At 65.8% G+C, this 18853-nt stretch carries 20 protein-coding genes and 2 tRNA genes; 19 read left to right on the top strand and 3 right to left on the bottom strand.

Annotation, left to right across the window (positions count from 1 at the left end; genetic code table 11):
• Positions 1 to 28: 28 nt before the first annotated feature.
• Positions 29 to 961, bottom strand: a complete 933-nt coding sequence (locus tag KA712_21540; GenBank protein ID MCG5055551.1) for an HDOD domain-containing protein — start codon at positions 959 to 961, stop codon at positions 29 to 31.
• A gap of 187 nt (positions 962 to 1148) precedes the next feature.
• Here KA712_21540 and KA712_21545 point away from each other — a divergent pair, with 187 nt between their 5' ends.
• The 19 genes from KA712_21545 to KA712_21635 all read left to right on the top strand — a co-directional run bounded on the left by KA712_21545 (position 1149) and on the right by KA712_21635 (position 17511).
• Positions 1149 to 1697, top strand: a complete 549-nt coding sequence (locus KA712_21545; protein ID MCG5055552.1) for a flagellar basal body-associated FliL family protein — start codon at positions 1149 to 1151, stop codon at positions 1695 to 1697.
• A gap of 11 nt (positions 1698 to 1708) precedes the next feature.
• The gene (locus tag KA712_21550) at positions 1709 to 2737 is read left to right on the top strand and encodes a FliM/FliN family flagellar motor switch protein (protein MCG5055553.1); all 1029 of its coding nucleotides are present in this window, start codon (positions 1709 to 1711) and stop codon (positions 2735 to 2737) included.
• Between the two features lie 67 nt (positions 2738 to 2804).
• Positions 2805 to 3098, top strand: coding sequence for a flagellar motor switch protein FliN (gene fliN, locus KA712_21555; protein ID MCG5055554.1), 294 nt, complete (start codon positions 2805 to 2807; stop codon positions 3096 to 3098).
• Positions 3099 to 3108: 10 nt separating this feature from the next.
• On the top strand, positions 3109 to 4287 hold the full coding sequence (locus KA712_21560) for a flagellar biosynthetic protein FliO (GenBank protein MCG5055555.1): 1179 nt from the start codon (positions 3109 to 3111) through the stop codon (positions 4285 to 4287).
• Between the two features lie 56 nt (positions 4288 to 4343).
• Positions 4344 to 4982, top strand: a complete 639-nt coding sequence (fliP, locus tag KA712_21565) for a flagellar type III secretion system pore protein FliP (GenBank protein ID MCG5055556.1) — start codon at positions 4344 to 4346, stop codon at positions 4980 to 4982.
• A complete protein-coding gene (locus tag KA712_21570; GenBank protein ID MCG5055557.1) occupies positions 4979 to 5239 on the top strand; it encodes a flagellar biosynthetic protein FliQ in 261 nt (86 codons plus the stop codon). The genes fliP and KA712_21570 overlap by 4 nt, the downstream gene beginning before the upstream one ends.
• Before the next feature lie 12 nt (positions 5240 to 5251).
• Positions 5252 to 5998, top strand: a complete 747-nt coding sequence (locus KA712_21575) for a flagellar biosynthetic protein FliR (GenBank protein ID MCG5055558.1) — start codon at positions 5252 to 5254, stop codon at positions 5996 to 5998.
• 7 nt (positions 5999 to 6005) lie between these two features.
• Complete coding sequence (locus KA712_21580; GenBank protein MCG5055559.1) at positions 6006 to 7079, top strand: EscU/YscU/HrcU family type III secretion system export apparatus switch protein; 1074 nt, start codon at positions 6006 to 6008, stop codon at positions 7077 to 7079.
• A 41-nt stretch (positions 7080 to 7120) separates the two neighbouring features.
• Positions 7121 to 9163, top strand: coding sequence for a flagellar biosynthesis protein FlhA (gene flhA, locus KA712_21585; protein MCG5055560.1), 2043 nt, complete (start codon positions 7121 to 7123; stop codon positions 9161 to 9163).
• Positions 9160 to 10287 carry a flagellar biosynthesis protein FlhF gene (locus KA712_21590; GenBank protein MCG5055561.1) on the top strand — a complete coding sequence of 376 codons (1128 nt, stop codon included), beginning with the start codon at positions 9160 to 9162 and terminating at the stop codon, positions 10285 to 10287. The genes flhA and KA712_21590 overlap by 4 nt, the downstream gene beginning before the upstream one ends.
• Positions 10284 to 11177: a MinD/ParA family protein gene (locus KA712_21595; protein ID MCG5055562.1), complete on the top strand. Its 894-nt coding sequence runs from the start codon at positions 10284 to 10286 to the stop codon at positions 11175 to 11177. Before KA712_21590 ends, KA712_21595 begins: the two co-directional genes overlap by 4 nt.
• Positions 11178 to 11189: 12 nt before the next feature.
• Positions 11190 to 11891 (top strand): sigma-70 family RNA polymerase sigma factor, encoded by a 702-nt coding sequence (locus KA712_21600; GenBank protein MCG5055563.1) that lies wholly within the window; start codon positions 11190 to 11192, stop codon positions 11889 to 11891.
• A gap of 9 nt (positions 11892 to 11900) precedes the next feature.
• Complete coding sequence (locus KA712_21605) at positions 11901 to 13415, top strand: GGDEF domain-containing protein (protein ID MCG5055564.1); 1515 nt, start codon at positions 11901 to 11903, stop codon at positions 13413 to 13415.
• 253 nt (positions 13416 to 13668) lie between these two features.
• Positions 13669 to 14151, top strand: a complete 483-nt coding sequence (locus KA712_21610) for a tetratricopeptide repeat protein (protein MCG5055565.1) — start codon at positions 13669 to 13671, stop codon at positions 14149 to 14151.
• Between the two features lie 84 nt (positions 14152 to 14235).
• Entirely contained in the window at positions 14236 to 15561 is a 1326-nt protein-coding gene (locus KA712_21615; protein ID MCG5055566.1) for a glycosyltransferase family 2 protein, read from the top strand.
• Between the two features lie 18 nt (positions 15562 to 15579).
• Positions 15580 to 16347: a hypothetical protein gene (locus KA712_21620; GenBank protein ID MCG5055567.1), complete on the top strand. Its 768-nt coding sequence runs from the start codon at positions 15580 to 15582 to the stop codon at positions 16345 to 16347.
• Positions 16348 to 16411: 64 nt separating this feature from the next.
• Positions 16412 to 17158, top strand: coding sequence for a ribonuclease III (rnc, locus tag KA712_21625; protein MCG5055568.1), 747 nt, complete (start codon positions 16412 to 16414; stop codon positions 17156 to 17158).
• Between the two features lie 164 nt (positions 17159 to 17322).
• Positions 17323 to 17395 (top strand) — tRNA-Lys (locus tag KA712_21630).
• 42 nt (positions 17396 to 17437) lie between these two features.
• Positions 17438 to 17511 (top strand) — tRNA-Glu (locus tag KA712_21635).
• A gap of 133 nt (positions 17512 to 17644) precedes the next feature.
• On the opposite strand, the gene KA712_21640 is transcribed toward KA712_21635, so the two are convergent.
• Complete coding sequence (locus tag KA712_21640) at positions 17645 to 18028, bottom strand: 4Fe-4S binding protein (GenBank protein MCG5055569.1); 384 nt, start codon at positions 18026 to 18028, stop codon at positions 17645 to 17647.
• A 58-nt stretch (positions 18029 to 18086) separates the two neighbouring features.
• Entirely contained in the window at positions 18087 to 18836 is a 750-nt protein-coding gene (locus KA712_21645) for a hypothetical protein (GenBank protein MCG5055570.1), read from the bottom strand.
• Positions 18837 to 18853: the final 17 nt, after the last annotated feature.

Raw genomic sequence — 18853 nt, forward strand, 5'->3', positions numbered from 1 at the left:
GTGACCCGCTCGATGGGAGCCAAAGAGGCTACAAGGGAACCCCGAGGGCCGCCGCCACCACGCGGGTCTCCTCGACCACTTCCGGGAGCACCTGAGCTTTCAGACCCAGGTCGAGTATGGGCTGGGCCTGCGCATCCATGGGGATCGGCGCGACGCCGACCCCGAGGGCGTCGGCCACGAGATCGGCCACGGCCACCAGGTTTGCAGCCAGGTAGTGTTTTCCCTCGTGCTTGTAGCGGTGATGGTGAAGGGCGGCGTCAGAGGTGGCGGGGGGAAGCTTCCAGCCACGGCAGGCCACGGCGCCCACCGCCGTGTGGTACTGCGCCGACTTCTCCAGCAGCACCCGGACGAGGTCCGGGTTCCCGAGCGTGTCGCGCGTCAGCAAGCCGGCCTTGGACGCCTCCTCGAAAATGAGCAGGTGCCCCACGTCGTGAAGCAGCCCTGCCAAGAAGGCGTAATCGGTGTTTCCCCCGAGCAGATGCGCCACCTTGCGAGAAGCCACGGCGGTCACGACGGCCCGGTTGCACAGTACGGTGATCTGCCGTTCGAGGCCGGGCACCCGGAACATGCGCGACGTGGTAATCACCATCAAGGCGATGTCGCGCACGGCTTCCATGCCGATGCGCACGGCGGCATCCCGAACGCTGCCGATGGGTGAGCGCGGGCTGTACAGGGCCGAGTTCGCCACCGAGAGCACCTGGGCACTCACGAAGGGATCACGGGCCACGACGCGCTCGATGATGGCCGCATCCGTGCGGGGCTCCTGGAGCACGCGCAGAAGCTCGGTGGCGACCTCGGGTAGGCTGCGCCGGGGCGGCTCGGACGTCGTGCTGAGCGTGAGGCCCACCTGGTCCAGCTCGAATCTCAGCGCGGCCACCTGCGGGTCTGGGGGCTTGAGCAGGTGCTCCACCGTGCCCGGGTCGCCTGGGACATCGAACTTGGACTGCGGGCCGGCAGGCATTCCTCTCGGTCATCGGCAGCTCGTCTATCGACGTTGAGGCCCACGCCCGCAGCGTGGAGGCCTTCGTCATGTCCCTGACGGCAGGACCGGGTGTCATCCTCCTGACACCACCGCTTTCAGCAGTTCCAGGGACTTGCGCCAAGTTTTTTCGCGGTATGCCGATTGCTTCGAGGCGAAGGGAGATTCCATGGCCGAAGCGGAAAAAGACAAAGGTGATGAGGCGGAAGCGGCGGCGCCCAAGAGCAAGCTGGTACCCGCGCTGCTCGTCCTGAACACGCTTCTCGTGGGAGGCGTGCTTGCGTTCACCATGCTGAAGAAGCCACCGGCGCCGGCCGCCCCCGCACCCGCTGCGGCTGCGGAGGGGCATGGGGAGGAAAAAGCGGAAGGCGAACACGGCGAGGCTGTCGAGGGCGGAGGGGCAAAACCCGGAGGCCTGGGACCCATCGTGGCGCTCGAAAACTTCGTGGTTCAGCTGCGGGCCGTGGATTCGGAAAAGTACGCCCACATCACGATCGAGATCGAACTCGGCGCCGAAAAGGACAAGGACCTCGTGGCCAACTACATGCCCCGTATCCGAGACAACGTCATCGGGTATCTGGCCGATCGCACGGCCGACGAACTGCGGGGCAGCGAAGGGATGGGCGCGGTCAAAGAAGAGGTCCTGCAGCGGCTGCAAGAAATCGTGCCCGGTCGCCGCATCCGCAACGTTTACGTCACCAGCTTCATCGTTCAGTAAAGATCCTCATCATGTCCACGTCTCGTCTCGATCAGAGTGAAGTCGATGCCCTGATGGCGGCCATACAGGAGGGCCGTGTGTCCTCCGAGGCGGGCGGCGGTCTCGGTTCCGGCCCGGTCATGAGCTATGACCTCACGAACCAAGACCGCGTCATCCGCGGCCAGATGCCGACGCTCGACTCGATCGACGATCGAACGGCCTCTTTGTTCGGGGGGGCTCTTGCGGCCCGCATTCGGCTCGACATCCGCGTGGTGGCCACGCCTGCCACCTTGCTCAAGTTCGTGGACGTTACGGCGCTGCTCACTCCGCCCGCCACGGTCGGCATGATGACCTTGGGGCCGGGCCATGGGCTTGCCGTGGCCACGCTGGAGCACTCCCTGGCCCGCGCGCTCGTGGCCGGGGCCCTCGGCGACCGCAAGGCCCGGGCCGACGCCACCGAACCGGTGGATGGAAAGAGTGACCTCACGAACGTGGAGCGCCTCGTGCTGCGCCACGTGCTGTCGCTGTTCTGCGATTCCATGGAGCAGTCCTGGGCCGAAATCCTTCCCATTCGCCCGGAGCTTCTGCGCTTCGAGACGGATCCCCGCATGGCCATGATCGCCGCTCCGAGCGACTTGGCCTTGCTTTGTGGCTTCGAGCTCTCCGGGGCGGCGAGCGGGCGGTTGCAGGTGATCATCCCCTATGCCACGGTCGAGCCGGTCAAGAAGATGCTTTCGTCGCCCCCTCGGCAAAGCGGCTCGATCGACCAGCGGATGGCCGCGCTGTTGGCCCGCGAGGTCACTCAGGTCGAGGTCGAGCTCAGGGCCGAAATTGGCCGTGCTCGTTTGCCGTTCTCCCAGCTGCTCGAGCTTCAAGTGGGAGATCTCATCTCGCTCGACCAGACCGAGGGCACGCCGATCCCCATCTTCGTGCAGGGAAAGCGCAAGATGACCGGATGGCCTCGGGTGTCGAGCGGCAGCATGGCCGTCGTCATCGAGCAGCCGGTGATGCCCGAGACCAGCACGGGTAAGCGGACGAAATCGTCGGCGGGAGCGTCCTGAGCTCCTGGCATCACATCTGCAAGAAAGGTTGTCTGCGACGGAAGTCTGACAACCCCGAGGTGCCTGGATGGATGCGAGCGACAAAAAAGACGACCCCGAGTCTCGGCGACTCGAAATCCTGTTGGATGTTCCGCTCGACATCTCGGTCGAACTCGGTCGCTCGCGCATGTCGATTCAAGAGCTCCTCAATCTTGGGCCCGGCTCGGTGGTCGAACTCGACAAAGTGGCGGGCGAGCCCCTCGACATCCTGGTGAACCAACGCCTCGTGGCGCGGGGCGAGGCCGTGGTGGTCAACGACAAGTTCGGTGTTCGCATCACGGACATCATCAGCCCGAGCGAACGCGTGGCCCGGTTGCGTTGAGGAGGTCGACATGTCGCCGCTCTTGTCTTTGCTCACGGTCACTGCGGGCCCGGTGTTCCTCCAGGATGTGGTCGCGGGCCCGGCCCCCCACGCCTACACCTTGCAGATCGAAGGCGAAGCACCGCTCGAGGCGTCACAGGTCAAGGGCCGTGTCGATGGTCGCCGTGTGACCGTCGACGTTTTCGGGGCCCGGGTCCGCAAGGACAAACGCACGTTTGGCCAGGGCGACGGCGCCGTGAGGGCTTACCGGCATCGAGACAGGGTCGAACTCGAGGGTCGCCTTCCTGACGGGGACTGCGAAGCCCGCGTCAACATTGCGGCAGGGCCCTCCGGGCGTGTTCTCGCCCGTGTCAGCTGCCCCGGCGTGAGCCGCGTCGTCTCCGCGCCTCCCGTCGTGAGCGCGCCGGCCGAGGTAAAGATCGCTCCCGAGCAAGAGGCGCTTCGTCAGGCGGTGGCGCTGGCTGCGCCAGTGCCCGAAGAATCTCCCCAGGCGATGCGCGCGGCGCCGCCATCGGCCGCCCAGAAGGACCCCGCGCCGAGCCCCGCCACCGGCGCACCCGCTGTCCCCACAGCCACCGAGGCGGCATCCTCTTCTGCCCCTGCACCCGGCGGGACCAATGCGACCGCGCCTCGGCCTGAGGTGTCCTCCACGACGCAAACGCTGGACGCGCCCAGCTTGTGGGGGAGCGCTCTAGGTGCCTTGCTCCCGGTGGGCGTGCTGGGGCTCGTCGCGTTTTTTGGATTGAAGCTCGCGCGCAAGCGTCGCGGGTTCGGGCGACACGTCCACATCGTCGAGACCACGCCCCTTGGTCCCAAGCGAGCGCTCATCGTGGTGCGGGTGGGCAACGAAACACTGCTTCTCGGCGCCAGCGAGGCCGGGATCTCTCTCATACAGGTCAGGCCCTCCGAAGCGCTCGTGGGCGAGGCCGTCGAGGCCGAAGCGCCTCGCTCCGTGGAGGCGGTGGCAAGCACCTGGACCGACACCTTGGTGGTCCCTGAACCGCTCGCGGAGCCCGAGACCCCCGGTCAAGTGAAGCTGCTCTCGCGGCTTTTCCGCAAGAGACGCCAGGACATTCCCGAGGCATGGCCCTTTGCCAACGTGCTCGACGCCAGCCTACTCGAAGAGTCCATCGAAGACCGCGAGCTGCGCGAAAAGCTGGCCATGGGTATGGAGGCTCGGATCCCGTGACCCCGACGGCACCCAGTACGCCAGGGCTCGCCGGCTTCATCGATGCGGCGAGCGCCATGGCTCCGGCCGGCGGCTCCACGGCGGTGAAGCTCTTCTTACTGCTCACGCTGCTCTCGTTCGCCACCGCCATCCTGACCTCCATCACGTGCTTCATTCGCATCGTCGTGGTGATGTCGTTCCTCCGACAGGCCTTGGGAACGCCGCAGTTGCCACCCACGCAGGTCGTCGTGGGCCTGTCGCTCTTCCTGACGGTCTTCATCATGACCCCGACCGCCACCGAGGTACACGAGAAGGCCCTTGTGCCCCTCTTCGCAGACCAGATCTCCTTGGGCGAGGCGCTCGAGCGCGCCGAAGGTCCCGTGCGGGGCTTCTTGATGAAGCACACCCACGTCGACGAGATAAGGTTGTTCTACGAAGTTTCGGGCCGGGCGCGTCCCCAAAAGGGTGACACCGTCCCGATGGCGGTGTTGATCCCCGCCTTCATGGTCTCCGAGCTCACGACCGCGTTCAAGATGGGGCTCTTCATCTTCATTCCCATGTTGGTGATCGATGTGCTCATCGCCGCCATCCTCATGAGCTTGGGCATGATGATGGTGCCACCGCAGATGGTGTCGTTGCCGCTCAAGGTGGGAGTGTTCCTGCTCGCGGGAGGTTGGCACTTGGTGGTTTCCTCTCTGGTGAGGAGCTTCGCGTGAACGACGTCTCGGCCGTGGCGCACGAAGGCTTCACTCTGCTGGGCGCCACCGGTGGCCCCCTCATTCTAGGGCTCTTGGTGGTGGGCGTGCTCATGGGAATCTTTCAGGCCACCACACAGATCAACGATCCCTCCGTATCGTTTCTCCCCCGTCTGCTGGTTGCCATCCTGGGCTCCTACTTCATGGGCGGATGGGTGCTCGAACGGTGCGCGAAGTACTTGGCCTCCGCGATCGAGCGTATCGCGGGAGGCGCGTAGGGGAGGTCTAGCGTGGAAGCCTGGCAGCCCCTCGTCCTTGGCTATTGGCTCGTGTTCCTGCGCTGCGGGGGGCTTTTCTTCGGAGCGCCGGTGATCGGCGCTCAGGCGATTCCCTCCAGCATCAGGATCACGGTAGCGTTGCCCGTGGCCTTTGCTGCCTTTGCGGGGGCCGGCTTTCCGCCCGACACGTCGGACAATCTCCTCGTTTACGCCCTGAGGTGCCTTTGCGAGGTGATCCTGGGCCTGGGAACCGGCATGTGCGCGCGCCTGGTGCTCGCGGCCTCCGCGGGCGCGGGGCACCTGGCGGGGCTCGCCATGGGGATCGGGTTCGCCCAGGTGCTCGATCCCAACGAGGGCGGAGATTCGTCTCCCACTGCCCAGATCACCAGTACGTTGTCCATGGTCATGTTTGTCGCCATGGGCGGCATGCAGACCCTCATCATTTGGCTGGGTCGTTCCCTGACGGACCTGCCACCAGGTTCCGCATTCGACCTCCAGCGCCTGGCGTGGGCCGTGGTGGCCAGCGGGCTCCACTCGGTGAGCCTCGCGGTAAAGCTGGCTTATCCGGTGCTGGCGGCGGTGCTGGTAGGGCAAGTGGGGTTGGCGATCGTGGGGCGCACGGCCCCACAGTTGAACATGTCGAGCGTGGGCTTCACCGTCACCATCGTGGCGGGAGCCGCCGTGGCTGCGGCCGTGACGCCGCAGATCACTGAGATCGCGGCGCGCGAAGCGCTGGCCGCCCTCACGCGGAGCCACTAGGAGCAGCGTGGCAGAGGACCAGGACGAACGCACAGAAAAGCCTTCGGGGCGCAAGCTCAGCGAAGCGCGCGCCGAAGGCCAGGTCTCGGTCTCACGCGATGCCCCTCAGTGGATGGGCATGGCCATGGGCACGGTGGCACTCTTCACCCTCGGAGGCAGTTTTCAGGAATCGCTGGTGGGGCTGCTCCGGGGCGCGACCATGATGATGGTCGACCCGGCGCCCGAGCGGCTGTGGCCCCTGCTGTCTGCACCTTTCGAGCTCGGATTGCTGATCTGCACCTTGGCTACGGTCGCGGTCATCGCCGGGTATCTGGTTCAGACGGGCGGCCACGTGTGGCCGAACCTCATCTTCAAGGGCTTTTCGGGCCTCCTGAGCTTGCAGGGACTCACCCGCATGTTCAGTCGTCGCATGCTCGTCGATCTTGGACTCTCGTTAGTCAAGACCGGCGCTGTCGTTTGGGTGTTCTGGACTGCCGTCAGTGCCGACTTTCTGTCGCTGCCTGCCATCTCTCTGGCACCGCCGGGTGAGCAGTTTCAGCTCATGTGGCGCCCCATTGCCCATGGCGCTGTCAAAGTCCTGGCAGCGATGCTGGTCCTCGTAGGTATCGATATTGCAATCTCTCGCTACCGGCACCTCAAGGGGCTGAAGATGACGAAGCAAGAGCTCAAACGCGAGGCCAAGGACGACGAAGGCGACCCACAAGTCCGTGGGCGCCGAAAGGCCAAACACCGAGAGCTCGCACGCGGGCGGGCCGCCGTCGAGGTGCCGCGCGCCGATGCCCTCGTCGTCAACCCCACCCACATCGCGGTGGCGATTCGTTATCGTCCTGGCAAGGACCCCGCACCCCTCGTCACGGCCAAGGGAAAAGGGGAGATCGCCGAGTACATGCGAGAGTTGGCACGCCAACACGGCATCCCCATCTACGAGGACATCCCGCTTGCTCGGCTCCTGCATCGCAAAGTGAAGGTAGGGCGTGCCGTGCCAGCCGAGACCTACAAGGCCGTGGCCGCGGTGCTTGCGTTCGTCTACCGCGTGACGCGTCGTAAGGCGCCGGTCGTCGGAGCTCAGGTCCAGCTGTGACGATCGAAACCGACAAGAGCATCCGTACCAGCCAGGCGTTGATGGCGGCGGCTGTTGTGGGGGTCATGTCGATCCTCATTTTGCCGCTGCCGCCGGCAGTGATGGACGTTCTTTTGGCGTTCAACGTCAGCATCTCGATCCTGATCCTTCTCATTTCGCTCGCGCTCAAGCAGCCGCTGGACTTCACGGTCTTCCCCAGCCTCCTCCTCATCACCACGCTCTTTCGCTTGGGGCTCAACGTGGCCACCACGCGGCTCATCCTGGGCAGCGGAGGCGAGGGAGCGGCCGCGGCAGGCAGCATCATCGAGGCCTTTGGTCGCTTTGCGGTGGGAGGCAGCCTCATCGTGGGGGCCGTCGTGTTCACCATCTTGATGGTGGTGAACTTCGCCGTGATCACCAAAGGCTCGGGCCGTATCGCAGAGGTGGCGGCGCGCTTCACGTTGGATGCCCTGCCCGGAAAGCAGATGGCGATCGATGCCGACCTCGCGGCCGGAAACATCACCGAGCAGGCGGCCCGCAGCCGGCGCGAAGCGCTGCAACGCGAGGCCGAGTTCTTCGGCGCCATGGACGGCTCCAGCAAGTTCGTCCGCGGCGACGTGGTGGCGGGCCTCGTCATCACCATCATCAACATCATCGGCGGGCTCGTGGCCGGCATGGCGCGCGATGGCCTCTCTCTTGCCGACGCGTTCGAGACCTACACCGTGCTCACCATCGGAGATGGTCTCGTCTCCCAGATCCCCGCGTTGCTGGTGTCCACGGCCGCCGGCATCGTGGTCACGCGGGCCGGCTCTGGCACACACCTGGGCATGGAAGTGGCCCAGCAGATCTTCGGCGAGAGCCGCACGCTTGGCTTCGCCTCCGTGATCCTCGCGATCTTCGCGCTCCTGCCGGGCATGCCCTTCATGCCTTTCATGGGCTTGGCGGCGGGGGGATTCGCCCTGTCGCGTCGCCGAAAGAAGGGCGCAGATGCCGCCAAACCCACGCCCGTCGAGAGCGACAAGCCCACGGGTGACCGGCTCCAGGATCTCATTTCCATCGACGTGCTCGAGCTCGAGGTTGGACACGCCCTGTTGCCGCTCATCGATCTCGAGCGCGGGGGCGAGTTGCCGGGCCGCGTGACCACCCTGCGGCGACAGATCGCCTCGGACCTCGGCGTGATGCTGCCCCCCGTACATCTACGCGACAACCTCAGGCTGGATGCGCACGAGTATCGCATTCGTCTGCGAGGCATGGAGATCGGCAAAGGGACAGCCTATGCCGATCGGCTCATGGCCCTCGATCCTGTCGGGGCGCAGCCACACCTCGAGGGGGTCGATTGTGTCGCCGCCCGGGAGCCCGCCTTCGGCTTGCCCGCTGTGTGGATCCCCACGGAGAGCCGCACCCAAGCCGAGATTGCCGGGCTCACCATCGTTGATCCTGCCTCCGTGCTTACGACCCACCTGTCGGAGGCGATCAAGAAGAACGCCCACGAACTCGTCGGGCGCCAAGAGGTTCAGGATCTGCTCGGTGTCGTCGGCAAGGAGTCGCCGAAGCTGGTCGAAGACGTCATCCCGAACACGGTCACGCTCGGCGAGTTCGTACGGGTGGTGCGCGGTTTGTTGCGCGAAAACCTCTCGGTTCGCGACCTCGGTAGTGTTCTCGAGGCCGTCGCCGATGCGGCCCCGCGCAGCAAAGATCCGGTGTTCCTCGTCGAACAGGTGCGTCGCCGCTTGTTTCGGCAGATCACGGGGCGGGTGGCCGACGCGATGGGCATGGTGCATGCCATCACGCTCGACCGCGAGAGCGAGGAGCTCCTGCGCAGGAGCTTGGGTGCCAGTGACGGCGAGGCCGTGTTGGCGCCCGATATCGACACGGCACGCCGGCTCGTGGCGGAACTGGAAAAGATGGCGGCCAGGCAGGCTGCGGAGGGCCGTTCGGCGGTGGTGATCACGTCGCCTGATCTCCGACGACCCCTCTTCGAGTTTGGCTCTCGCTTCGTCAACGATCTCTTCGTGATCACCGCGCGAGAGTTGACACCGGGCACGTCCGTGCAGCCGGTGGGTACGATCGAACTTGGCAACCGAGCCGTTGGGAGGGCTGCGTGAACGCTCAAGCACACAAGGACAACGCACAGGGTGAGATTCGCACCTTTCGCGCGACCAACACCCGCGCGGCCCTGGCAGCGATCAAGGCAGCCCTGGGGTCGGAGGCCGTCATCCTGGACACCCGCGAGGTCGGCGGCATGTTCGGCAAGCGGGAGATCGAGGTCACGGCAACCAAGGTGAGCGCGCCCGCGACCCCGGTGGGCGAGGCCCCGCGCCCCACCGACCGCGTGGGCTCCGCCACGGGGTGGGACGAGTTGTTGCGGGTGGCGCGGCGCCTGGAAACACAGCTCGACCGCATGCGCGAGACCCCTCCCAGCACCCCTGTGGGTGAGGGCGGCAACCCCACCGAGCGGGCGGCTGTGTACCAGCGTCTCGTGAGGCGCGGCCTCGAAGAAGACCTCGCCTTCGAGATGATTCGGCAAGCGGAGCGGCTGGGTTCAGGGGCGCGAAAGGGCGACTACCAGGAGGAAATCGCGCGCATCATTCGCAAACGGGTCGCCTGCACCCAGGCCCCCTGGCGTCAACCCGACATCGGCACCGTGCCGCGGCCCCGCTTCATGGCCCTGGTGGGGCCGACGGGTGTGGGAAAGACCACCACGATCGCGAAGATCGCGGCGCGCGCCCTGCTCGACGCGCACCTCAAGGTAGCGCTGATTACCGTCGATACTTACCGTCTGGGAGCCAGCGAACAGCTGGCCAGGTACGGAAAAATCATGGGCATCCCCACCCACCTCGCTAGCACCGAAAAGGCCCTCGAAGAGGCTGCCGAGAACTGCCGCGCGTTCGATCTGGTTTTGATCGATACCGCGGGTCGCTCTGACGCGGAAGCGCGGCGCGCACAGATGCGCCTTTTACGGGCGGTGCCCAAAGTCGAAACGCACCTCGTATTGTCGGCCGCGACAGGTGGCCGTGAACTCGGAGCGATGGCCGAGCGCTATGCCGAGTGTGCGCCGGACGCGCTCATCTTCTCCAAACTGGACGAGACTGACGGTCCTGGCAGCATCGTGTCGGCGTTCACGCAGCTGCCGCGGCCGGTGAGCTGCATGACGAACGGCCAACGGGTGCCCGAGGACATCATGCCCGCCTCGTCGAAGGGCATTGCCGGCATGGTTTTGGGCGCTTGAACGCGCAAGGAGGACCCGTGGATCAAGCTGAGGGGCTCAGGCAGTTGGCAGCAAAGGGGCGCCTCGGGCGCGCGCCCCTGCGGGTGTTCGCCGTCACGAGCGGCAAGGGCGGGGTCGGAAAGACCAACTGCACGGCGAATCTTGCGGTCCTTGCGGCCAAGGCGGGAAAGCGTGTGCTCGTGCTCGACGCCGATCTCGGGCTGGCCAACGTGGAGATCCTGCTTGGCATCAAGCCCAAGCATCACATCGGCGACCTGCTCTACAAGGGCGTCTCTCTCGACGACGTGATCGTCGCCGGGCCCCACGGAATTCATCTGTTGCCGGCGGGTTCGGGGGTGCAATCGCTCACCGATCTCGCGGACGAGGAAAAGATGCACCTCATCAACAGCCTCGACTCCCTGGAGGATCGCTTCGACGTCGTGTTCATCGACACGGGCGCAGGCATCGGCGACAACGTCATGTTCTTCGCAGGTGCGGCGCAGGAGTCGATCCTCGTGGTGAGCCCCGAACCCACGTCCTTGGTGGACGCCTATGCCGCCGTGAAGGTCCTCTCGCAGGACGCGGGCGTCAGCCGGTTCGCGGTTCTGGTGAACCCCGTGGTCGACGAACTCGCCGCTCGCGACATTTTTCCTAAACTGACCGGCGTGGCTAGCCGCTTCCTGAAGGCGAAGCTGCGCCTGCTCGGCTACGTGCCACGGGACGAGAACGTGCACAGGGCGGTCATGCACCAAAGGGCCGTGGTCGACATGTTCCCTTCGGCACCGTCCGCCCGCGCCTTCGCGAGCGCGGCGGAGCGGCTCTTCGACGTGGAAGGGGAGGCGAACCTGGAAAGCGGCCTCAAGTTCATGTGGCAGCGGCTGCTGCGCGAGTCACAGGCCGTTGCCGGATGACAGATCGCCGCGATGCACAGGGCCTTGGCCACATATGCGGCGAACCGCGAGGGCAGCGCCGACGACCTGCTCAAGCGCTACGGCACCTTGATCGATCGCATTGCGAGGCGCATTTGCTTCCGCACCGGCCTGCATAGCGTCTACGACGATCTCTGGTCGGCGGGTGCCGTGGGTCTCATCGAGGCAAAGTCTCGCTTCGAGGCAGACAAAGGGGCCTCGTTCGAGACCTTCGCCGGTCATCGTATCCGGGGCGCCATGCTCGACGAACTCCGCAAGCTCGACCACCTGCCACGCCGACTTCGGGCGCGCACGGACGAGGTCGAAAAGACGCGTAAATCGTTGTCCGAGGAGTTCGGCCGTGAAGCCACACAGGAGGAAGTGGCTGCGTCGCTCGAGATGGACCTCGAAGACCTTGGGGGGCTCGAGGCGTTGCGTTCGCCGCAGGTGCCGCTCGAGAGCGTTTTGGCCACGTTAACCTTCGAAAGCGGCGTGGATGACGATCTCGACAGGGGCAAGCTTTTGGCGCGCCTCGCCCGGGCGGTGGAAGCTCTGCCCGAACGGCTCCAGATCCTGGTCTCCCTGCACTATGTCGAGGGGCTCTCCTACCGCGAGATCGCGCACATCTTCGACGTGAGCGAGCCGCGGGTCTGCCAATTGCACGCCGACGCCATGAGGCGCCTACGGGAAACTCTGCGACCCGACGATGGTTCGTGATGGGGCAACGTGCTGAATCCGGTCCTTCAAGATAGACTCGAGAGGTGTCGCACCCTACCGGCACTTCCGGCTGTCGCGCTGCACGTCGTGCGGCTGTGTGAGCGCTCGAACTTCGACATGCACGATATGGTCCGGGCGGTCAGCAGCGACCCCGTGCTGGCCTCCAAGGTGCTGCGGCTCGTCAACTCGGCGTCGTTCGGCATCCGGCGGGAGGTCACGTCGATTCAGCAGGCCCTCATGTTTCTGGGTGCGAAGTCGGTGCGGAACGTGGCCCTTTCGTTCGCGCTGGTCAAGGACGTGCGCGACGCCGAAAAGCCAGGCTTCGACTACACCAGCTACTGGAAGCGCTCTTTGGTGTCTGCCGTTGCCGCTCGCGAGCTGGCCAAGGTGCTGAGGATCACGAGGGTCGAAGAGCCCTTTTTGGCGGCCCTGACCCAGGACATCGGCATGTTGGCGCTGGCCCAGGTCGAGCCCACCTACGGCGAGTTCCTGGCTTCGCACAGCGGGCCTCACGACGCCCTGCTCGAAAAGGAGAAGGCGCAGTACGGCGACAACCACGCGACCGTATCGCGTTGGCTGCTACGCCGTTGGCGCTTGCCAGAAGACATCCAGGCGATGGCCGCGCAAACGCATCCGCTCGAAGCTCCGCGCCCACGCAAGGGCGAGGAGAAGCTCGCGCGGGTGATGTCCTTGAGCGGACCCACGGCCGACGTGTGGCTCTCGAGTGACGCGGCTCTTGCAGCCCGGGCGCTGGCTGGTCTGGTGAACGAGATCTTGAGCATGGACGCCCATGGCCTCGAGGAGGTGTTCGCGAACATGGCCGAAGCGCTGCAAGAGGCCGCTTCGCTGTTCGATGTCGCCGTGGGCAGCAAAGACCAGATCGCAGCCACACTCGAACGGATCAAGGTGGGATTGGGCCCGGGGGAGATTGATACCTTCGACCCCGTTGCGGCCGCGCACAAGGCGTCGGAGTCCGCGCGAGATCCCGACGATCCTCTCGGAGACGAGCTGCGCATGCACGTCCTCAATCACTTCGAGGAGCCCCGCTTGGAACAGGCGTTGGGCTTGCTTTGCGACGAAGCGTCCCGCGCAGGCAAACCCTTGAGTGTGGCCGTGGTCGACATTGACGGGTTCGTGCGGGTGAACACCCAACTGGGGCGGGCAGTCGGAGACAGGCTGTTGAAGGTGTTGGGTCACTGGTTCAAGATGCGGCTGCGGGGACGCGACGTCGCCGCACGTTTCGAGGGGGCTGCGTTCGTTCTCTTTCTCGTCGAGACGCCGCTGGCAGGGGCCGATCTCGTGGCCGAGCGTTTGCGCCGCCAGATCGGCGAGACAGCCTTCGAGGTCGGCGTCGGACGGGCCGTGACCATCACCGCAACCTTCGGCTGCGCCGCCTGCGCGCCCGACACGAATACCCCTCGTACTTTGTTGGCGAAGGCCGGACAGGCGCTTCGGGTGGCCAAGGGCGAGCGAAGGGTTCGGGTGTCGTCGATTCCTGGTGCCCCTCGCCGATCCTTCGTTTGAAAGCGGCAAGCGCGTCAGCAATCGGGCGCGCGCCAGGTTCGCGCGCGAAGGGCAGGGCGCTTCGTCAGATCCTTGACGCCGCCTTTGCTGGGCGCCCGTCCGCTCCCGCTCAAGTTTCCTGGCGATTCCAACGACTTGAGTCCCACCAGGGCGGAGGATCAGGCGGTGGCCCCGGGGTTGCTTCAGGGAGATCCGACCGACGGTGCGAGACGACGGCAACGAGCGAAACGAGGAAACAATGCAGGCTACCGCGATGACACCCAAGGAGCGATTGGCCCCGATCGAGGCGCTGGCAGAGCAGGGGCGCATCGACGAAGCGCTCGCTCAGATCGAGGCGCTCGTGAAGGAGCTTCCCGAGCTGGTCGACGCCCACAACGATTTGGCGGTGCTCTATCACGCCAAGGGGCGGTACGAAGAGGCGAACGAAGCCATTGGCCGTGCGCTGAAGTTGGACCCAAGGAATCTCGGTGTTCAGCGTAACAACGTGGCGATCCAGATCGCCCGAGGCCGGCCTGGCGAGGCCGCCCGTGCGCTCGAGCCCGTGCTCGTGGGCAACCCGCGCGACGCAGAGGCGCTCGTGTTGGCGGGCGACATCGCGACCGTTACCGGGCGGCTCGAGGACGCGGTCGCCTTTTACCAGGCCGCGCTTTCGGTAGATCCCCAGCTTTCGGGAGCTGTGCGCGACAAGCTGTCCGCAGCCCAGCGGCAGCACGCGAGCGCCCCGCCTCGCGCCTGACTTCCAGCCGGACGACCCGCGCGCGTCGTCAAGTTCCGGGAGCAAGCGTTCGATAGGACACAGACGGGCTCGTCCCGCGAACTCATGAGCGAAGGGGATGTCTTCCGTCCAGAGGCCTGTGCAGCCTCATCCGAGATCGTGGAGATCGCGGGCGAGAGCTTGCTTGCTTATCCCGCGGGACGCCACGAGACGTTGAGGGCCTTGCCCCTCGCCGCCACCGTCCTTTTGCCTGTGTGGAACGAGGCGCCGGTGCTCCCTCGCGCTTTGTCTTCCTTGGCCGCACAGACCTGGCGCGACTTCGCGATCCTGATCGTCGACAACGCTTCGACCGACCAAAGCCACGCCGTGGCGAGGCGTTTCGTCGACGCGCACGACAACGCGGTCGTTTATCATCGAGGCCACGGCACGGGGCGCAGCTCGCTGTGGAACGTCTGTCTGGACCTCGCGTTCGGTGCATATACGAAGCTGCTCGAGGCACCTGATGTCCTGGCGCCGGGGTTCATGGGTGCGTCCGTCGAGGCGCTCGAGAGCGATCGGGACCTCAGCCTCGTGCGCACGGGTGTGTCGCTGCTTCGGGAGGGGCGGAGGGTAGAGGCCCCCGCGTTTTCGGCTTCGCGTACGATGACGGGGCCCGGCGCGCTGGTTCAAGCGCTCACGACGACCAACCTTCTCGGACCGCCGAGTGGTCAGCTGATGCGTCGCCATACCCTGGAGGTCCGTGGGCTTCGTTACCGCAGCGACCTTCAGCGTGGCGCCGCGACGGAGCTCGGCCTGCAGCTTCTCGTCACCGGCGATTTCGGATACGTACACGAACCGCTGGTGATCATCGACGAAGACTCGCCCCGTCCAGCGAACCAGTGCGGCGCCCGGGTATGCTTTCGGGATGAATGTGAGGCCAGGCTCTCGGTGCTTCGCGACGCGCGCTTGCCACTTCCGTCGCGGACCCTCATTCGCACCTTGAATCACCTGGCGACCCTCTTCGAGACCTACGCGGGTCGGGCCGAAGAAGAAGGCCAGGATGCCGAGATCGAACGCGACTATGCCGCGGCTGTCACCGAGCTGTCGGCGCTGTTGCAGCGGTCCGTGCACGCGCCTCCCACTGTGGCCGGTGCTCGGCAAGCAGAGGTGGCTCGTTTGCTCGCCGCGGCCGAGTCCTCCTTCCGCGCCCGCCACTTCGAGCCCGCCGCGCGGCAGCTTCGGCAGCTGCTGGCGGTATCGCCCTGTCACGCCGTGGCGCTCGTCGAGCTGGGGCGGGTGTGCCTCGCCTGCGCTGACCTCGACGGAGCGCGAAAGTACTTCCTCTCGGCGCTGGCCCTGGATCCCACCATCGACCTTTGGCCGCTGGAAGCACGGGCGCCCAGCGCGGCGGGCTCGGGACCCCAGGACCCCTTCGGTTTGGCGCTGCGCTGAGATAGTCTCAGGGCCCTCATGAGACTTCTTGCGCTCTTCGTGGGCGGCGTGCTCCTCGTGGCCGTGGCCCTGCAGTCGGTGGCGCTGTTCCGCGCCCGCAGCCGGCTCGATCTGCTCGAGCGCCGGTGGGCGTCGCTTTCCGAAGCGGCGCACGGCGATCTGTTCGCCCACGGCGACGAGGCGCTCGACGGGCTCGCCCCTGCCTCGGGATGGCAGAGCCAGCCCCGCACCCCGCCCCCTGCCTTCGCTCCGGCGATGGCCGCCCTCGGGGCTGCGGCGCAGAGGGCAGGGGGCCTTGGCAACGTGGCTGCCGCCTCGGATGAAGAGCTCCCGCTGCCCCCCGAGTTTGCGAACGCCGAAGCGCGCGCGCAGCTCACGGCCTTCGTTCGCGCTCAGATTGGTCGCGAGCGCGTGGACGAGGAGGTTGCGCTTCGCCAAAACGTGATGGACCGCCAGTCGCGCGCGCACAGCGAGCTGGCCCGCAAGCTCAACCTCTCGGGCGACACGGCGGGGCAGCTCGTGAGGCTCCTCGACGAGGAGCAACAAAAACGCTTGGATCTCGTGGCGCAGGCCCGGGACGGGGACATGGACCGCGGCGAGCTTCGCCAGCGAATGCGGCAGATCGGCCAAGAGGCGGGCGCGCGGGTCAAGGGGCTTTTGGGCACCGCGACGTACGAGGTCTACGAGAAGGCCCGGCGTGAGGAAGGAAACCCGTGGCGGCCCTCACGGGGGGATGGGCGCGCAGGTGACCCTGGCGCGCCTCCGAGGCCCAGCGCCGGCGATTGAAGCGCCCCTTCTGGCTTGCAGGGCTTTGCAGGATCTGAAAGTAGGTATACTCCTTACGGTTTCAATGTCCGATCACGACGCGTCGGCCTATAGCGCGTTGGAGCAGCAGCTTCAGCACCGGTTCCGCAATCCGGCCCTTTGCGAGCAAGCGCTCACCCACAAATCATGGGTGAACGAGAATCAAGAGGCGCGTCGGGCGCACAACGAGCGACTGGAATTTCTGGGAGACGCCGTGTTGGCGCTGGTCGTCAGCGACCTTCTCATGAAGCGTCACCCCGATAGCTCCGAAGGTGAGTTGTCGAAGACGCGGGCCGCCGTCGTGAACGAAGCGGGACTCACCCGGGTGGCCGAGGCGCTCAGCCTGGGACAGTGGGTGTTCCTGGGGCGGGGGGAGGAGCAGGCGGGGGGCCGGTCGAAGCCCTCCATTCTCGCCGATGCGCTCGAGGCCCTGATCGGCGCCGTGTTCGTGGACGCGGGCTTTCCCGCCGCCCATGCCACGGTGGACGGCCTCTTCGGCGAGCGCATCCTCGAGGCCCAGAAGGTCGCGGGGCGAGACTACAAATCCAGGCTGCAAGAATTGTCTCAGGCGGCGATGAAGGTGGCGCCGAGCTACACGGTCGTGGGGCAGTCAGGCCCCGAGCACGACACGATGTTCGAGGTGGCCGTGCAGATCGGGGGCAGAGAGTTCGCGCGGGCCAGCGGCCGCTCGAAAAAATCCGCACAACAAGCGGCGGCAGCGCGCGCTCTCGACATCCTCGAGCGAGAGACGGCGGGGCAGGGCCTGGCCAGCGACGGCTCGGTGGAACTCTAAAAGCATGGCCCTCCCGCTCACGGTGCCCTCGTGCACACGCGCGGCGGCCCGTGGCCGCGTCCGAGCCACAGGGGTGGCCCTTGGGAGCGCGGGAAAAATCAAACAATCCCTTCACCTGACCCCTTTGACACACGGAACACCCGTGGTACAAAACCACCCCTTCCGAGCCCATAGCTCAGCTGGTAGAGCTGCGGACTTTTAATCCGTAGGTCGCAGGTTCGATCCCTGCTGGGCTCACGAGCCTCGAACGTCTGAAAACCGAATAACTCAACGTCCTGAGACCCCATCGTCTAGACGGCCCAGGACATTGCCCTTTCAAGGCAAGAACGCGGGTTCGAATCCCGCTGGGGTCGCATCTTGTTCGCAGGAGGATTACGGGCCAATTCTCTCTGCTCCTCGCGTGCCTTCGGTGCGCCGCGAGGCGGACGGGTCCCGTGAGTGGCGACTTTTCAGAGACCAACGTGTGTGGGGTTGCCGGCGCTTGGTTCAGTTCGAGGGGCGCAAGCTAATGGCCTTTTCGGGACAGGCCACGACGCACAGCCCGCAGGCCCGGCATTGGTCGGCCCGCGGCGTATACGCTGCGCGTTTGCCGTGAACCCGCAGCTTCACGCGCGCGACGAACGACAAGGACTTGTACTCCTCGTCGGAGATCGCTCGCACCTCGAAGACGTCGTAGGGGCAAACGGCGGCACAGTCGGCCTTCCCTTCGCAACGGTTTCGGTTGACCACGGGCTGCCAGGCGCCCGGCTCCGCCTCACACTCACGGCCAGGGCGTTTCGGATGCAGGGCGGCCTTGCGAGCTTTGACGGGATCTTTGCTCTTCACGGTCATGCGGGCCACGAAGCGGCGGGCTGCGCCGACGCGGCCCACACTCTTGGTAGCACCGCCGCGCCTCTCGTCACAAGGGGAAGTGAGGAGTCGCTTGCGCCTACCGCTGTGCCGCTCTGAACGCGCGTAGCCGCGGGTTGCTGTGAACCAGCTCGTTGAACAGCAGGCCTCGGTACACCATCACGAAATGGAGGAACAGGAGCAGCACCGGCTTGAATACCCAGGGCGTCGTGACAAACAGGGTCACCGGGCCGTCGAGCGAGAACACGCGGGAAAAGAGCAACACGGCGTCGCCCGGATGCTGCACCCTCACGAGCCCTAGCGGGAGCAAGAGCAGCAGGGCAAAAATGACGTTGGGGAAAAACCAAGCCATCCAGTTGCGGGTCATGAATCGAGCCGAGTCCATCAAGAGCGCAAAGGATCGGCTGCTGCCCAGATACAAGAACTCGGGAACCGCATTGAAAAAGAGGGCAATGCACAAGCCAACCATGGCACCGATGGCATCGGCGCGGGGGCCTGCCGAGCCCGTCAGGATACCCGTCACCAAGCTGAGCAGCCACAGCGCGAACATGACGCTGATCACGTCCCAAAACTTCGCGCCAAAGCCCCGCGTGAGGTCGGCCCAGGCCGCCTTCTTCCCGGCCACGGCACCATCGAGCAGAGTGAGGTAGCTCGAAAAGCACGCCGCGGCCAGGAAGCCCAGCAGGAACCCTCCCACGAGGCTGCCCCCGAGAAAGCGGGCACCTAGCAACCAAAGGGCGCCGTAAAGCAGAACGGAGAACGCCACCGGCCAGGCGCGTAAGGCGTACTTCGAGGCCTTCTTGGCGACGTCGACGTAGATGCGGAACACGAAGGAAGTCTAGTAAA

Source organism: Myxococcales bacterium, from assembly GCA_022184915.1.
Classification (GTDB): domain Bacteria; phylum Myxococcota_A; class Polyangia; order Fen-1088; family Fen-1088; genus JAGTJU01.

Excerpts from the sequence above, each read along its gene's own strand:
- fliN (MCG5055554.1), top strand. The coding sequence starts at position 2,805 with ATGGATGCGAGCGACAAAAAAGACGACCCCGAGTCTCGGCGACTCGAA.
- KA712_21560 (MCG5055555.1), top strand. The coding sequence starts at position 3,109 with ATGTCGCCGCTCTTGTCTTTGCTCACGGTCACTGCGGGCCCGGTGTTC.
- flhA (MCG5055560.1), top strand. The coding sequence starts at position 7,121 with ATGGCGGCGGCTGTTGTGGGGGTCATGTCGATCCTCATTTTGCCGCTG.
- KA712_21550 (MCG5055553.1), top strand. The coding sequence starts at position 1,709 with ATGTCCACGTCTCGTCTCGATCAGAGTGAAGTCGATGCCCTGATGGCG.
- KA712_21615 (MCG5055566.1), top strand. The coding sequence starts at position 14,236 with ATGAGCGAAGGGGATGTCTTCCGTCCAGAGGCCTGTGCAGCCTCATCC.
- rnc (MCG5055568.1), top strand. The coding sequence starts at position 16,412 with ATGTCCGATCACGACGCGTCGGCCTATAGCGCGTTGGAGCAGCAGCTT.
- KA712_21600 (MCG5055563.1), top strand. The coding sequence starts at position 11,190 with ATGCACAGGGCCTTGGCCACATATGCGGCGAACCGCGAGGGCAGCGCC.
- KA712_21610 (MCG5055565.1), top strand. The coding sequence starts at position 13,669 with ATGACACCCAAGGAGCGATTGGCCCCGATCGAGGCGCTGGCAGAGCAG.
- KA712_21620 (MCG5055567.1), top strand. The coding sequence starts at position 15,580 with ATGAGACTTCTTGCGCTCTTCGTGGGCGGCGTGCTCCTCGTGGCCGTG.
- KA712_21540 (MCG5055551.1), bottom strand. The coding sequence starts at position 961 with ATGCCTGCCGGCCCGCAGTCCAAGTTCGATGTCCCAGGCGACCCGGGC.
- KA712_21545 (MCG5055552.1), top strand. The coding sequence starts at position 1,149 with ATGGCCGAAGCGGAAAAAGACAAAGGTGATGAGGCGGAAGCGGCGGCG.
- fliP (MCG5055556.1), top strand. The coding sequence starts at position 4,344 with ATGGCTCCGGCCGGCGGCTCCACGGCGGTGAAGCTCTTCTTACTGCTC.